At 48.9% G+C, this 14,957-nt stretch carries 10 protein-coding genes; 4 read left to right on the top strand and 6 right to left on the bottom strand.

Features of this window, described 5'->3' with window-relative positions; translation table 11 throughout:
* Positions 1 to 6 precede the first annotated feature (6 nt).
* Complete coding sequence (locus EGC76_RS02465; RefSeq protein ID WP_128351442.1) at positions 7 to 273, top strand: GrxA family glutaredoxin; 267 nt, start codon at positions 7 to 9, stop codon at positions 271 to 273.
* Here the strand turns inward: EGC76_RS02465 and hrpA are convergent.
* The 3 genes from hrpA to EGC76_RS02450 form a co-directional block, all read right to left on the bottom strand.
* Positions 253 to 3,993, bottom strand: a complete 3,741-nt coding sequence (hrpA, locus tag EGC76_RS02460) for an ATP-dependent RNA helicase HrpA (protein WP_128351441.1) — start codon at positions 3,991 to 3,993, stop codon at positions 253 to 255. The two genes, EGC76_RS02465 and hrpA, sit on opposite strands and share 21 nt — an antisense overlap.
* 83 nt (positions 3,994 to 4,076) lie before the next feature.
* Positions 4,077 to 4,496, bottom strand: coding sequence for a CBS domain-containing protein (locus EGC76_RS02455; protein ID WP_128351440.1), 420 nt, complete (start codon positions 4,494 to 4,496; stop codon positions 4,077 to 4,079).
* A 41-nt stretch (positions 4,497 to 4,537) separates the two neighbouring features.
* The gene (locus tag EGC76_RS02450; RefSeq protein ID WP_128351439.1) at positions 4,538 to 5,593 is read right to left on the bottom strand and encodes an isoaspartyl peptidase/L-asparaginase family protein; all 1,056 of its coding nucleotides are present in this window, start codon (positions 5,591 to 5,593) and stop codon (positions 4,538 to 4,540) included.
* A 221-nt stretch (positions 5,594 to 5,814) separates the two neighbouring features.
* Here EGC76_RS02450 and sbcB point away from each other — a divergent pair, with 221 nt between their 5' ends.
* Complete coding sequence (sbcB, locus tag EGC76_RS02445) at positions 5,815 to 7,248, top strand: exodeoxyribonuclease I (protein ID WP_128351438.1); 1,434 nt, start codon at positions 5,815 to 5,817, stop codon at positions 7,246 to 7,248.
* Between the two features lie 29 nt (positions 7,249 to 7,277).
* On the top strand, positions 7,278 to 8,909 hold the full coding sequence (locus tag EGC76_RS02440; RefSeq protein WP_128351437.1) for a GMC family oxidoreductase: 1,632 nt from the start codon (positions 7,278 to 7,280) through the stop codon (positions 8,907 to 8,909).
* Here EGC76_RS02440 and EGC76_RS02435 read toward each other — a convergent pair.
* Both EGC76_RS02435 and EGC76_RS02430 read right to left on the bottom strand, forming a co-directional pair.
* Positions 8,906 to 11,239, bottom strand: coding sequence for an efflux RND transporter permease subunit (locus tag EGC76_RS02435; RefSeq protein ID WP_128351436.1), 2,334 nt, complete (start codon positions 11,237 to 11,239; stop codon positions 8,906 to 8,908). The two genes, EGC76_RS02440 and EGC76_RS02435, sit on opposite strands and share 4 nt — an antisense overlap.
* Before the next feature lie 3 nt (positions 11,240 to 11,242).
* Positions 11,243 to 12,415, bottom strand: a complete 1,173-nt coding sequence (locus EGC76_RS02430; RefSeq protein ID WP_164876779.1) for a sialidase family protein — start codon at positions 12,413 to 12,415, stop codon at positions 11,243 to 11,245.
* A 226-nt stretch (positions 12,416 to 12,641) separates the two neighbouring features.
* Between EGC76_RS02430 and EGC76_RS02425 the strand changes: the two genes are divergently transcribed.
* Positions 12,642 to 13,997, top strand: a complete 1,356-nt coding sequence (locus EGC76_RS02425) for a DUF1329 domain-containing protein (protein WP_128351434.1) — start codon at positions 12,642 to 12,644, stop codon at positions 13,995 to 13,997.
* Positions 13,998 to 14,063: 66 nt separating this feature from the next.
* Here EGC76_RS02425 and EGC76_RS02420 read toward each other — a convergent pair whose 3' ends face one another.
* Complete coding sequence (locus tag EGC76_RS02420; protein WP_128351433.1) at positions 14,064 to 14,936, bottom strand: NAD(P)-dependent oxidoreductase; 873 nt, start codon at positions 14,934 to 14,936, stop codon at positions 14,064 to 14,066.
* Between the last annotated feature and the right edge of the window lie 21 nt (positions 14,937 to 14,957).

The raw sequence follows: 14,957 nt of genomic DNA, 5'->3' as shown, positions 1-14,957 counted from the left end.
TAGCGAATGTTTACTGTAATCTTTGGCCGTCCCGGCTGTCCGTTTTGTGTACGCGCAAAGCAAATCGCTGAAAAGCTGGAAGAAAATCGTGATGATTTCGAGTTTAATTACATCGACATGCAGGCCGAAGGGATCAGCAAAGCCGACTTAGAAAAAACCGTTGGTAAACCGGTACTCACCGTGCCACAGATATTTATCGATGAAAAACACATCGGTGGCTGCGATGAATTTGAAGCTTATGCCCGCGAACATTTAGGCTTGTACGCTCGTTAATGCCTGGCGCACCCGTTTTTCTGAAATAGGAAAACGGGTGCCTAACGTCTGCGCGAAAAAGCTCACACGCAGCTCTTCTATCATCCAACGAATATCTCGCACACCTTCTGGCAACTTCTGACCTTTTGGAAATTTACTTAGCAATGCCTGATAATCTTGCTGTAAATCCGTAATGGTTAGGGTGTGTAGCCGATCTTTATTTGGGTCAACCGGTAACTTCTCTAAGCGCCGTTCTATAGCCTTCAAATAGCGCGGAATATCTGCCAATCGCTCTACCCCAACATCACTCACGAATCCTTTATAAACAAGATGATCAAGTTGATCTTTAATGTCACCGTGGGCTTGAATTTGATCCAGACTCACTTTGCCCTTTAACCGCTTACGAATGGCCTGACTTTGCATCAAGCAAGGCTCCACTGCCTGCGCAATGGCACTCACACGTTCATTCAGTTCAGCCCTAGCCAGCTCATACAACGCTTTAAACGCATCGGTATTTCGCGCTGGGTGGGCATCAATCATTGCGTCCAGCGCAGCGACAATACAGTCCTGAATCAAATCATCGACTTTTCCCCAAGGATTGTAGTACATCGCCAGCTTCGCCTTATTCGACAGCGATTGCTGTAAATAGCGCACCGGAGAAGGTAATTGGGCTAACAGCAGCTGACGCAAGCCTTGTTTATGGGCTTGTTCAGCCTGTGCCAGCGTGTCAAACAACTCCTGACGCACTCCATCACCGTCTGGAACTAACGCCGGGTATGCCTTAATCGCATAGCCACGCTGTTGTTGCTCCAGAATTTCTGGTAATGCCCCGAACACCCATTCGGTGGCGGCACGCTGCTGCTTGTCGTTTGGCTGCGCAACCGCTTGCTTTAATGCGTCTTTTACCTGGCCCTGCATGTTCTGCTGCAACTGCATAAGGTCTCGGCTTTGACGTAACGTTTTACCTTGTTCATCAACCACCGCAAAGTTCACCTTCAAATGACGCGGTATCTGCGCAGCATCCCATGCATCAGTGGGTATGGTCACCCCTGTCATGCGCCGCAATTTGGCAGCGAGTGCATCCAAAAGCGCTTGGTTGGCGATAAGTTCCGCGCTGCAATCCGCAATAAAGGCTTGCGCATAATTTGGTGCCGGCACAAAGTTGCGTCGCAATGTTTTTGGCAGCGACTTTATCCAGGCCACAACAAGATCAGTACGTAATGCTGGAATAAGCCAGTCAAAACCCTCAGGCTTCACTTGATTCAGCAACGCCACCGGCACTTCAACGGTTACCCCATCGTCTTCAGCGTTGGGGTCAAATACATAACGTACATGCAGCTTTAAGTTACCCTGCTGCCATGTATCCGGATAGTCCAGCGATGTTACATGGCTGGCATCCTGCGCCATCAGGTCATCACGCTCAAACTGCAGTAACTTCGGCTGCTGTTTTACAGCCTTATGCCACCAGCCTGCCAGCAGTTGTTCATTATAAATACCGGCCGGAATATCGTGGTCGTAGGCTGTAAATAACGCTTCATCGTCAACCAAAATATCTCTTCTACGCGACTTATCTTCAAGCTCACGTACTTGCGAAATCAACGCTAAATTATGCGCAACAAATGGCAGTGGCCGCTTTAACTCACCTTGAACCAGCCCTTCACGAATGAAAATCTCACGTGCGGCAACGGCGTCTATCGGTCCGTACTGCACCTTGCGGCGTGGTACGATAATTAAACCAAACAAAGTCACTTGCTCATCGGCAACGACAGAGCCCTGCTTCTTGGAAAAATGCGGTTCAAAATAATTACGCTTTACCAGATGCTCGGCAGCTGGCTCAATCCACTCAGGCTCAATACGCGCATTCATCCGCGCAAACAGACGGGAGGTTTCAACCAACTCAGCAGCCATGACCCATTTAGGTGACTTTTTGAATAGCCCAGAGCCAGGGAAAATATAGAATTTACGGTTACGGGCACCAAGGTATTCATGGCCCTCTTGCTTCTGCCCTAATTGCGAAAGCATACCGGTTAACAAAGCACGATGAATGGCTTCATAACTGGCCGGTTCTTGATTGATACGAAACCCTAGCCCACGCACGGTTTGCCGCACCTGGGTATAGACATCCTGCCATTCACGCACGCGCAGAACATGCAGAAACTCTTGCTTTAAGCGCTTTCTGAATTGCGTTTTCGATAATTCATGTTGCAAGTTTGATAAATACTGCCAGAGCTTCAAAAAGCCCATAAAGTCAGAATCTTTATCGTGAAAGCGCTGGTGAAATTCATCGGCTTTTTGCGCTCCCTGCTGTGGGCGCTCGCGCGGGTCTTGAATACTCAACGCAGAAACCATCACCATCACTTCTTGCATGCAACCGAACTCGTTCGCCGCAAGCACCATACGCGCCAAACGGGGATCCAATGGTAATTGCGCAAGTTGTCGCCCAACAGCCGTTAAGCGCGGCCCTTGATAACCGCGCTTATTCTTCTTAGGGCGCGCTGCCGAAGCTAACGCATGCAACTCTTGTAAGAGGTTCAAGCCGTCATTGATATACCGTTCATCTGGGCGCTCAATAAACGGAAACTTGCGAATATCGCCTAGCTTGGCTGACGTCATTTGCAAAATAACGGCCGCTAGATTTGTTCTCAGAATTTCAGGGTCGGTATAAGCCGGGCGGGCCAACAGATCTTCTTCGCTGTATAGGCGAATACATACGCCAGGTGCCACCCGGCCACAACGGCCCGCGCGCTGATTTGCACTCGCTTGTGATATTTTCTCTATGGGGAGTCGTTGTACTTTGGTGCGGTAACTGTAACGGCTTATCCGTGCAGTACCTGGGTCAATCACATAGCGAATTCCCGGTACCGTCAGCGATGTTTCGGCAACGTTGGTTGCAATCACGACTCGGCGGCCGCTATGCGATTGAAATATTCGATTTTGCTCCGCCGCGGATAACCGTGCGAATAACGGCAATATCTCGGTATTCGCCAGTTTTAACTCACTAATCGCTTCAGCAAAATCACGGATTTCGCGCTCGCCACTGGCGAATAGCAATACGTCCCCTGCCGCTTCGCGCTGCAGCTCCAGTAGCGCATCACACACGCCTTGCACTACGTCTGCGTCATCATCACTGGCGTCGGCGTCTTGCAGCGGCCGATAGCGCACTTCTACTGGGTAGGTGCGCCCGCTGACAGTAATAATTGGTGCTTGATTAAAATGTTTGGAAAACCGCTCTGTTTCTATGGTCGCTGACGTAACAATCAGTTTTAATTCAGGGCGTTTGGGTAATATGGTGGCTAATACACCAAGCAGAAAATCAATGTTCAAACTGCGTTCGTGCGCTTCATCAATAATGATTGCATCGTACTTAGACAGCAGCCGATCATTTTGGAGCTCGGCCAACAACATACCGTCAGTAACAAGTTTAATGCGTGTGCCTGGCGCCGTTTGGTCGTGAAAACGCACCTTATAGCCCACCACCGCACCCAGCTCAGTTTCGAGTTCTTGCGCAATACGTGCTGCTACGCTTCGAGCCGCTAACCGCCGCGGCTGCGTATGACCAATCATGCGCCCTTCATCAGCGTTACCATACCCCAACTCAAGCAGCATCTTCGGTAACTGAGTGGTTTTCCCTGATCCCGTTTCACCCGCTATGATCACCACTTGATGCTTCTCAATGGCGGCTTGAATCGTTTGTTTTTCTTGTACAACGGGTAAGTCAGCTGGAAATTGAATGGCGCGCACGTGTGTCCTAAATCATAAAAAAGGCTGACGCTAGTTTACCAGCGTCAGCCTTTGATGTTAACGGAGAATATTAACGGCATATATTATCGATGCGTGAAGCCATCACGTAAATGAAGGTCTATTGCACGCAGTATATCGGTACGGGTGATGACCCCAACCAACTGTCTGTCCGTGTTGATTACCGGGTACATCTTCGGCTTGTTGGCGGTCATCTGCTGCGCTAAATCGGTTACCGACGTGTTTGCATCGACCGTTACAACTTCACCTTGATACATGCAATCACTAACCGTAGCACTTTGTTCATTGTGGTAGGTGTCACGCAGCATCGTAGCTAAGCAGTCTTGCTCCGACAAAAAGCCAACCAGTTTATTTTGCTTATCAACTACAGGCCCGCCACGCTGACTGCTTTGCAGCAATATCGACACGGCGGCCTCAATTGACATATCAGGCGCAAAACGAACCGGATGCCGATTCATGTAATCCACAACTTTTAATGAATGCATGGTATACCTCTCACTATTCACCAACCATGCATTCAGTATAGTCAATCGTTGTAAATGGCAACCTCAACCGGTTGATTTGCAACGCGCTTAGCGCGGTACATACCTTCAGTATTAAATGGCATATGCACATTACCGTCTTTATCGACAATAATAACACCGCCGGTGCCACCTGCTGGCAACAACACGTCATGAATCACTGTATCACCAGCTGTCACCACATCGAGTTGTTGGTATTTCATGCGTGAACAAATATCTGCGGCAACTTGATAGCGAATAAAGTATTCACCGTGCCCTGTTGCAGAAACCGCACAGCTGGCATTGTCAGCCCATGTGCCCGCACCAATAATCGGCGAATCACCAACGCGACCATAACGCTTACCGGTCATACCACCCGTTGACGTCGCAGCTGCCAAGTTGCCATGTTTATCTCGGGCAACAGCACCCACAGTGCCGTATTTAAAGTTATCATCCATCGTTGCCCAAGCTTGCTTATCTTGGGGGTTGCCAACTTGTTTCTTCATGCGTTGTAACGACTCGTAACGCCATTCGGTATTAAAGTAACTGTTGTCAACCAGCTCTAAGCCCTGCTCTTGCGCAAAGGTTTCAGCGCCTTCGCCGCTAAGCATCACGTGTACTGACTCTTCCATTATTTTACGTGCCAAAGCAATCGGGCTTTTCACCGTTTTCACGCTGGCCACAGCACCAGCTTCGCGAGTGGCGCCGTTCATGATTGATGCATCTAACTCATGAATCCCATCCCAGTTATACACAGCACCGCGACCGGAGTTAAAAAGTGGTGAGTCTTCCATAATTTGTACGGCAACCACCACCGCATCCATGCTGGTACCACCCTTGGCAAGAACCGCGTGCCCTGCGTTAATTGCTTCGGTAAGCTTTGCCGTATAGGCGCGTTCGCGCTCTGGCGTCATACTCTCACGCGTGATGGTTCCTGCACCACCGTGAATAGCAATTGAAAACTTAGCGGTATCGTTCGCGTCTTGAGCGTGTGCATTCGGTGCAAGTAACGCCGCGCCAGATACCAAAACCGCAGATACTAAAAGCGAGCGTGCTGTTGTAGGGAGTTTCAGGTGTTTCATAGTTGCCTCAACGTTGAAAAGCTATAGCCTTCAACTCTAACTTGCTGCTGGCAACTGAGCAAGGGACACCGATCCCGAAATAGCGGCCATTTAACGCGGGCTGCTGGTTTACGTGCCACGTTGTCGAATAGTTATTGTGTAAGTTGTTAATCTTTGTCATTAAAAGGTGCATAAGGTAATCTTGCTAGTATGACTACATGCTGCAAAGTAACGGGAAAACGATGACTCAGCCGACTTTCTATTGGCACGATTACGAAACTTGGGGTGCGAATCCACAAACCGATCGGCCGGCACAGTTTGCCGGCTTGCGAACCACCTTAGATTTCGAACCCGTTGGCCGCCCCTTAACCATTTATTGCCAACCAACGCCCGACTTTCTGCCGCACCCTCAGGCTGTTTTAATTACTGGTATAACGCCACAGCACGCTCTAGCTCAAGGCATGTGCGAATCAGCTTTTGCTGAGAAAATTGCTGCACAAATGAGTGAACCTAACACCACCATTATCGGCTACAACAATATCGCCTTCGATGATGAAGTTACGCGCAACTTGTTTTACCGAAACTTCATTGACCCTTATGCGCACACGTGGCAGGACAATAATTCGCGGTGGGACTTAATTGATCTAATGCGGGCCTGTTATGCGCTGCGCCCTGAGGGTATCGAATGGCCTTACCATGATGATGGCCGTGTAAGCATGAGGCTAGAAGAGCTTACCCGTGCCAATGACATTGAACATGGCCAAGCTCATGACGCCATGGCAGATGTGTATGCCACCATCGCCATTGCTAAAAAAGTGAAAACAGCGCAACCACGCTTGTTTGATTATGCCTATGGCTTACGCCGCAAGCAGGCCGTAAAAGAATTGGTGCAGTTGACAACCTTTACTCCGTTAGCGCATATCAGTGGCTTTTATGGCGCAAACAACGGCTATTTAAGCGTCATTATGCCGTTGGCTTTTCACCCAGAACAACCTAACACGGTTATTTATTGGGATTTGCGCTGCAATCCAGAGCACATTGCAACCCTGTCCGACAGCGAATTGGTTGAGCGTCGATTCAGCCGCCGTGCCGAACTTTCCGAGCAAGGGCTTGAACACTTCGGGGGCGGCAGCTTTGCGTTAAACAAATGCCCTTTTGTCGCGCCGCTGAAAGTCATTGATGAGCAGGCTCAAGCTCGTTGGAATATTAACTTCGACGTGATTGAGCAGCACCGTCAGCAGCTTCTGGCCAACCCCGAGTTGCGCGAGCGCTTAATTGCAGCAACCATTCACAGCCGTGAATTTGAGCCAACCAATGACCCCGACCTGATGCTGTATGGCGGCGACTTTTTTAGTGATCAAGATCGTTCAAACATGGCCATAATTCGTGCTACCGAACCGAATCAACTGGCTGGCCTTGAACTTAATTTTGTTGATCAACGTTTACCTGAAATGCTGTTCCGTTTTCGCGCACGAAACTACCCAGCAACGCTCACTGACAATGAGTTGCAGCGCTGGCGCACGTTCTGCCAGAATCGATTGATGGAGCCACCGGGGCGTGCGTTAAACGCCGAACAATTTATGCACACACTTGAACAACTGTCACAACAGCACGCAAGTTCCAGCAAAAACATGAGGTTGTTGCAGGACTTGTACCACTACGTACAAAGTTTGTAGTTTCTAACAAGACACTAAAGGGATACGCCATGAGCCCAGCGTCACTGCATTTTGATTACATTGTTGTTGGCGGCGGTACCGCCGGGTGTGTGTTAGCAAATCGACTTACCGAAGATGGACGTTTTAAAGTCGCGCTATTTGAGGCGGGTGGAGACGGCAAGTCATCGTTCAGCGACATGCCCGGTGGCGTGATCCGCTTTATGCACAGTCGCGCGTTTAATTGGCTTTATCGCAGTCAGGACACCCCACCCTTACGAAACGGTAAAGGCCTCTACACACCACGCGGCAAAGGCCTTGGCGGCAGCAGTATGATTAACGCCATGATTTATACGCGCGGTGTGCCCAGTGACTATGAACACTGGGCAGCAAATAGCTCGTCGGATTGGGGCTGGTCGAATGTATTGCAGCGCTTTCGTAAGCTGGAATGCAATCAACGCGGCGCCAACGCGTTTCATGGCGATAAAGGCCCCCTGCATGTCAGCGATGTGCCAACCTATTTCACCGCAGCCCAAAAGTTTATTGATGCCGGTGTGGCAGCGGGCGTTCCACATAACCCCGACTTCAATGGCGCCACGCTTTATGGTGTTGGCGCATTTCAGTTCACGATATACAACAACGCCCGTTGGAGTGCACGCAAGGCATTTCTTGACCCAGCGCGGGCGCGGCCAAACCTGACGGTGTTTACCAATAGCTTGGTTGAACGGGTCACCTTTGAAGGCAACACGGCAACCGGTATCCAATTCCGTCAAAACGGCAAGGCTTACGTGGCGCGAGCTGAACGTGAAGTAATTATTAGCGGTGGCGCAATCAACTCACCGCAACTGTTGATGCTATCAGGTATCGGCCCAGCCGAGCATTTGCAGCAGCATAATATTCAAGTGATAGCGGACAGCAGCGATGTCGGCAAAAATCTGCAAGACCACGTCGATGTGATGGTGCATTATCGCAATCGGTGCAAAGACGGCATTAGCCTAACACCGCTTGGACTTCTCAAAATGGCCGCTGCATGGTGGCAGTATCGTACTAAGCGAACCGGCCCGCTGGCTGTATCGCCCGCTGAAGTAGGTGGGTTTCTAAAAAGCAGCCCTGAACTGGACGACCCAGACCTACAACTTCATTTTGTTTCCACCCGGTTCAATGACAGCGGGTGGGACTTGCGCCCGGCATTTCGTCACGGTTTTGCCTGTCATGTCTGCGTATTACGGCCAAAGGCCCGAGGTGAGCTGCTTTTGGCTAGCGACAATCCCGCGGAGCCACCGACATTTCGTTATAACTTTTTAAATAATGAACAGGACCGTGCCGCCCTGCTTTCAGGGGTTCATCAAGTTCGAGAAATTATGCAGCAAGCCCCACTTAAACAACACAATGGCGGTGAGGTATGGCCTGGCCCAACGCAATCAGATAAAGAGCTTTTGGAGCGAATCGAGAGCAATATTGGTTTGATTTATCATCCCACCAGCACGTGCCGTATGGGTAATGATGCGCAAGCTGTGGTTGATGCCAAGCTTCGCGTCAATGGGGTCAATAGATTGCGGGTTATTGATGCGTCAATCATGCCGACGGTTTTGAGTGGAAATACGAACGCGCCAACAATGGTTATTGCCGATATTGGCGCCGACTATATTTTAGCCGACGCCGATACATCGAACGAACAACACTAGTGGATAGGCTTACCGAAGCGCGCGAAGAAGCGCGCTAAGGCTGGAATGAGAATCAACGCACCCAGCATGTTCCATAAGAACATGAAGGTAAGCAGAATACCCATATCCGCTTGGAATTTAATTGGTGAGAAAATCCAAGTCGCAACACCAATAGCTAGCGTTAACCCAGTGAAGCCAACCGCTTTACCGGTGCTATCAAGCGCATATTTGTAACTGTCATTCAAATGCATGCCCTGCGCCAAGCCTTCGCGGATTTTGGTGTAAATATAGATACCATAGTCGACACCAATCCCCACACCGAGCGCAATAACCGGCAACGTCGCTACTTTCACACCAATACCGAGTACCGCCATTAAGCCTTGGCTCATGATGGTTGTCAGCATCAACGGTAAAATAATGCAGGTTACGGTACGAATGCTGCGGAAGGTAATCAAACACAACACAATAACTACACCATAAACCCACAACAGCATTTTGGTTTGAGCGGCTTCAATCACCGAGTTTGTGGCGGCTTCAATGCCTGAGTTACCCGCAGCCATCAACAGCTCTAAACCTTCTTGCTGATATTGCTGGTTAAATGCATTCACCGACGCAACCACTGTTTGCAATGTTTCTGCTTTATGGTCATTTAAGTAAATGATAATCGGCACCATTGAACAGTCGGGGTTAATTAACCCTGGCGGCGTACGCCCCGTGTTGGCGTTCAGTACATACTGGTTACGATTAAGGCTAAACCATTTGAGGTTACCCTCATTCAAACCAAACGAGCCCATTTTAGCCACGTAAACCACTGATTTTACGTCTTGCACACCCGGTGTATTTTCCATGTGCCAGGTAAAACGGTCCATAACTTCAAGGTTGTCGTACGCAATACATTGGCTCGGCGCCGTTTCAGCCATCACGACGAAAATGTCGGTACTGGAACTGTAGTTATCAACGATAAACTTATTATCCAAATTATAACGGCTGTCTGGGCGTAACTCCGGTGCCCCGGCGTCTAAGTCACCAATTTTTAATTGCTGGCTATACACAAGCCCCCAAGTAACCCCAACCAATGCCAATACCAGCGCGCTGTAAGCCCATTTGGGCTGCGAAAAGCGGCTAAAGGTGGTGAGCACAGGATGATCTTGTTCGCGGGCTTTACGGGTGTATTCAGTGCCTTTTGGCGAAATGCCAACATACGACATGATAATGGGCAACAAACCTAAGTTGGTCAGTACCACCACCGCAACACCAATACTTGCGGCAATTGCGAGCTCTTGTATCACCTCAATATCAATAACCATCAAGGTGGTGAAACCAATGGCATCAGAGATTAACGCAGTTAAACCTGCGATATAGAGCGAACGGAATGCCAACCGAGTGGCTGCAAATTTGTCATGGCCATCAACACGGTTGTTACTGATCGCATTAATGATCTGTACCCCGTGACTCACCCCGATAGCGAACACGAGAAATGGCACCAGCATTGAGTACGGGTTAATGCCCGAACCTATCAGCTTAATAATACCTAACTGCCATACCACCGCGATTATTGAACACGACAACACCGCAAACGCACTGCGCCAGCAACGGCTGTACCAATAAAGCATCAGCAAGGTGATAACTATCGCGATAAAGAAGAACAAACCAACTTGATACGCACCTTCAATTAAATCACCAATAACTTTGGCAAAACCGGTGATATGAATTTTGACGTTTTCAGTTTGGTATTTATCTCGAATGTTCTCTTCTAATTTTTGCGAGAACTCCTGATAATTCAGCGCTTCGCCGGTATCTGGGTTTATTTCATTCAGGGGTACAAAAATTAGCGCCGACTTAAAGTTGTTGGCAACTAAATTTCCCACTTCACCTGAGCGCAGCACGTTGGTGCGTAGCTTATCCAGCGACTCTTCTGAGGCATCCCAGTTGTCTGGAATAACCGGCCCGCCAACGAAACCCTCTTCGGTTACTTCACTCCAGCGCACATTCGGCGTCCACACACTTTTTAAGCCACTGCGGTTAACGCCGGGAATAAAAAATACTTCGTCAGTAATTTCTTGCAGTGTTTTTTGAAATTCAGCGGTAAATATATCGCCTTCAGTGGTTTCAACTGCAATTCGAACCACGTTCCCTAAGCTGGCTAAGTCTTCTTGGTGGGTAAAATAGTTCTGAATAAATTCATGCTGGGTTGGAATCATTTTGGTAAAGCTCGCCTCTGGGCGAACCATACTTGCATGCCAAGCTAAAAAAGCGGTTGCAACAGCAAACATCACAAACCACAACGGGCGGAAGTTGAAGAGCGCGCGCTCTAACCATACGCTTTTAGTTTCAATAGACTGTTCAGACATCGGCTATTGTTCCTTTGTTGTTGTCGTTTGTTGAATTGAGCTAAATTGCGGAATCTCTATCACACCACGCTGCCCCACCACCGTCAAACTGCCATCTTTATTGGTGATCAGGTCAGTGAGTGCGGCGCCAGACGCGTGTGTCATATTTTCGATATCGCCTTGCTGATTTACCCAGCCAATCACACCGGCGTTACCAACTAAATAAACGCCACCAGCTGCAGCATCAACAACTGCATTAATATTCACAGTGTCTTCCAGTTTAATTTGACTAAAGCTTTCGCCTTGGTCAGCGCTCATGAAAATATTGCCGCGCAAACCAACAATCCAGAGGTTTCCTTGAGCATCCACATGAAGGCCGAAAAACGATCCATAATACGGCGAATCCAAAGTTTCCCAGGTAGAGCCTTGGTCAGCACTGCGAAACACCTGACCGCTTTCGCCAGCTAAATACACATAGTCATTATCCGCAGCCAACGCATTAAAATGAAAGCCATCCGGGTTCTCAACGTAATTATCCTGAATGTGCCAGCTGGCACCACCGTCCGTTGAACGAATAAGCGAACCATAGGCGCCTACCGCTAAAATCACTTGCGAGGATAATACACGCACATCTAAAAATGGTTTAGTTGGGCCTTCTTCTTCCGCAACCAACGCCATATCGAGGGCAAATGCTGCGTTATCCAAAGCGACGTATAACGCCTCTTCCGCATCAGGATCAGAGCCATCAAATTCATCTTGCTGCGCAGTTAGTTCCGCCACCAAGTTTTCAAAATGCGTTTTTTGTAATTGAATGTACTCAAAGCCATCGAGTTGTCGTTGCCAGGTTTTGCCGCCGTCAGTGGTGGCTGCAATCACACCATGGTGGCCCACGGCCCAACCTTGATTTGCGTCAGCGAAATCGACTGAGGTGAACAGTACACTGGTAGGAACTTCGGCTTGTTGCCAAGGTTGATCATTGCTATCGCGGAAAATAATTACGCCGTAATCGCCAACTGCGATGGTTCTATCGCCAGCGTACGTAATTTCTGTAAGCACTGTCTTAGGCGCTTTAGTGGCCTGCATTGCTGGTGCATAAATGACTTCATAGTCAGTGACAGTATCGGCTTGTGCGGCCGGCAATAGTGCATGCATTGCCGCCCCAACAAATGCCCCAGCATACGCTGTAGCTTTTATCATGGAACCCTCTTGATAATTCTGAGTCTTATAATTGTTTGGTAAATAGTTGCAAATTTCCAATTCGCGATACATGCTATGGAAAAATAACTAGAGGTCAAACCAGCTGCTACCTTACAACGAACCTCGTTCTAACGCTAGTATCAGTTGGGCATTTAAATTTGTTAAGATTTGATGTAGCTTTATTGCGTATAAAGAATGCGTATCTAGAACAACAAGGAAAAGCACAATGAATAAAATGATGCTGAAAGCCGGTATTTTCGCGCTATCTGTGGTGTCAGTGAGTGTCATGGCTAAAGTTAGCCCTGAAGAAGCTGCCCGCCTCGGTAATGACTTGACTCCGGTCGGTGCAGTAAAAGCAGCTAACCAAGACGGTAGTATTCCAGCTTGGGACGGCGGCTATAGCTTGCAAGCAGAAGGTGAAGCGCCAGAACGCCTTGCTGACCCATTTGCTGACGAACAACCGCTGTACACCATTACTGCGGAAAACGTCTCACAATATCAAGATCTGCTCTCAGCAGGTCAAATGGCCATGTTTGAAAAGTACCCTGAGTACAAAATGCATGTCTATCCAACCCACCGCACCGCGGCTTACCCACAAGAAGTTTATGACGTGATTGCGAAAAACGCAGCCAACGCTGAACTTGTTGCTGGCGGTAATGGTTTATCGAATTTTGATAAACACATTCCATTCCCTTTGCCAAAAAATGGTTTAGAAGTGATTTGGAACCACGTTACCCGTTATCGCGGTGGCGCGGTACAGCGCTTGGTTAACCAATTCCCAGTGCTTGAAAACGGTGATTTCGTTCCAGTACTTCTGCGCGAGTCGTTGGCATTTCCTGAATACCTGAAAACTGGCCGTGAAGCAGCTGACGACAACGTGTTGTTCTACTTCTTGCAAGAAGTATTGGCACCGTCGCGTCTTACCGGTACCGTACTGTTGGTTCATGAAACAATCGACCAAGTAAAAGAATCACGTCGCGCTTGGCTGTACAACGCGGGTCAACGCCGTGTTCGTAAAGCTCCATCAGTAGCCTATGACGGTCCAGGTACAGCTTCAGATGGCTTACGTACTTCTGATGGCCTTGATATGTTTAACGGCGCCCCAGATAAATACAACTGGGAACTGGTTGGTAAAAAAGAAATGCTGATTCCATACAACAACTACAAGTTGATGGATACCGACCTAAGCTATGACGACATCATTGGCCCGGGCCACATGAACCAAGACTACGTGCGTTACGAGAAGCACCGCGTTTGGGAAGTGAAAGGTACCTTGAAAGACGGTGAGCGTCATATCTATGCAACGCGCCACATGTTCATTGATGAAGACACGTGGACAGCATCTGTGATTGACCATTACGACGGTCGTGGTGAGTTGTGGCGTGTAGCTGAAGCTTACAACACCCAGTTCTACTATCACGACACCCCGTGGATGGCTGCTGAAGCATTGTATGACCTGAACTCTGGTCGTTACATTCTGCTTGGCCTGGCGAACGAAGAAAGTGAATACATGAACTTCGATATCGAGCCAGAGCGTGGCGACTTCTCTACCGGCGCACTTCGCCGTATGGGTATTCGTTAAGCTTTAATGAAAATCGAACACATAAAAAACCCAGCTTCGGCTGGGTTTTTCTTTTTTAGGCAAAATTTATTTACGTTCTAAACGTGCCAGCAAACTGGAAGTGTCCCAACGCGACCCACCCATTTTCTGTACCTCTGCATAAAACTGATCCACGAGTGCAGTCATTGGCATACTCAAGCCTTGACGTTCAGCTTCGCTCAAAGCGATCTTCAAGTCTTTACGCATCCAATCAACGGCAAAACCATGCTCATAGTGTTGCGCCCACATGGTGCTATAACGATTTTTCATTTGCCATGAGCCTGCCGCACCCTGACTGATCGCATTAATCAAGGTATCCGGATCGAGCCCGACTTTACGCGCCAGTTGCAGCCCTTCTGACAGGCCCTGTACCACCCCGGCAATGCAGATTTGATTAACCATTTTAGCCAACTGACCATGCCCTGCTGGGCCCATATATTCGCGGGTTTTAGCATAGCAAGCTAAGGCAGCATCAGCGCGCTCTAGGGCGTCACGATCACCGCCGATCATAGCTGTTAACACACCGTTTTCTGCGCCTTGTTGACCACCTGATACAGGCGCATCCAGAAAACCGATGCCGCGTTCTTTGGCTGCTTCTGCGATTTCCTTCGCAAGTTCCGCCGATGCCGTGGTGTGATCAACCAAAATACTGCCGGCCTTCATGGTCGCCAAAACGCCATCGTCGCCATAAACAACACTACGTACATCATCATCATTGCCAACGCATAGCATGACCAGGGTTGCGCCCTCGGCTGCTTGCGCTGGTGTACCGGCAGACGTACCAGCATATTCACTGGCCCAGTTTTGGGCTTTGCTTTGGGTACGGTTATACACCGTGGTGGTAAAACCGCCGCGCTGCAAATGACCTGCCATGGGATAACCCATAACGCCTAAGCCGATAAATGCGCATGTCATACTCATGTTACTACTCCCCAGTTCGTT

Origin of the sequence: Pseudidiomarina gelatinasegens, assembly GCF_004025325.1 — a bacterium.
Lineage (GTDB): Bacteria > Pseudomonadota > Gammaproteobacteria > Enterobacterales > Alteromonadaceae > Pseudidiomarina > Pseudidiomarina gelatinasegens.
The sequence above is the reverse complement of the archived record's forward strand: the minus strand, read 5'-3'. Positions and strand labels throughout refer to the sequence as shown.

Bases quoted from the DNA above. Each gene is read 5' to 3' on its own strand.
- EGC76_RS02465 (WP_128351442.1), top strand. From the start codon at position 7: ATGTTTACTGTAATCTTTGGCCGTCCCGGCTGTCCGTTTTGTGTACGC.
- EGC76_RS02455 (WP_128351440.1), bottom strand. From the start codon at position 4,496: ATGCATTCATTAAAAGTTGTGGATTACATGAATCGGCATCCGGTTCGT.
- EGC76_RS02450 (WP_128351439.1), bottom strand. From the start codon at position 5,593: ATGAAACACCTGAAACTCCCTACAACAGCACGCTCGCTTTTAGTATCT.
- sbcB (WP_128351438.1), top strand. From the start codon at position 5,815: ATGACTCAGCCGACTTTCTATTGGCACGATTACGAAACTTGGGGTGCG.
- EGC76_RS02440 (WP_128351437.1), top strand. From the start codon at position 7,278: ATGAGCCCAGCGTCACTGCATTTTGATTACATTGTTGTTGGCGGCGGT.
- EGC76_RS02435 (WP_128351436.1), bottom strand. From the start codon at position 11,239: ATGTCTGAACAGTCTATTGAAACTAAAAGCGTATGGTTAGAGCGCGCG.
- EGC76_RS02430 (WP_164876779.1), bottom strand. From the start codon at position 12,415: ATGATAAAAGCTACAGCGTATGCTGGGGCATTTGTTGGGGCGGCAATG.
- EGC76_RS02425 (WP_128351434.1), top strand. From the start codon at position 12,642: ATGAATAAAATGATGCTGAAAGCCGGTATTTTCGCGCTATCTGTGGTG.
- EGC76_RS02420 (WP_128351433.1), bottom strand. From the start codon at position 14,936: ATGAGTATGACATGCGCATTTATCGGCTTAGGCGTTATGGGTTATCCC.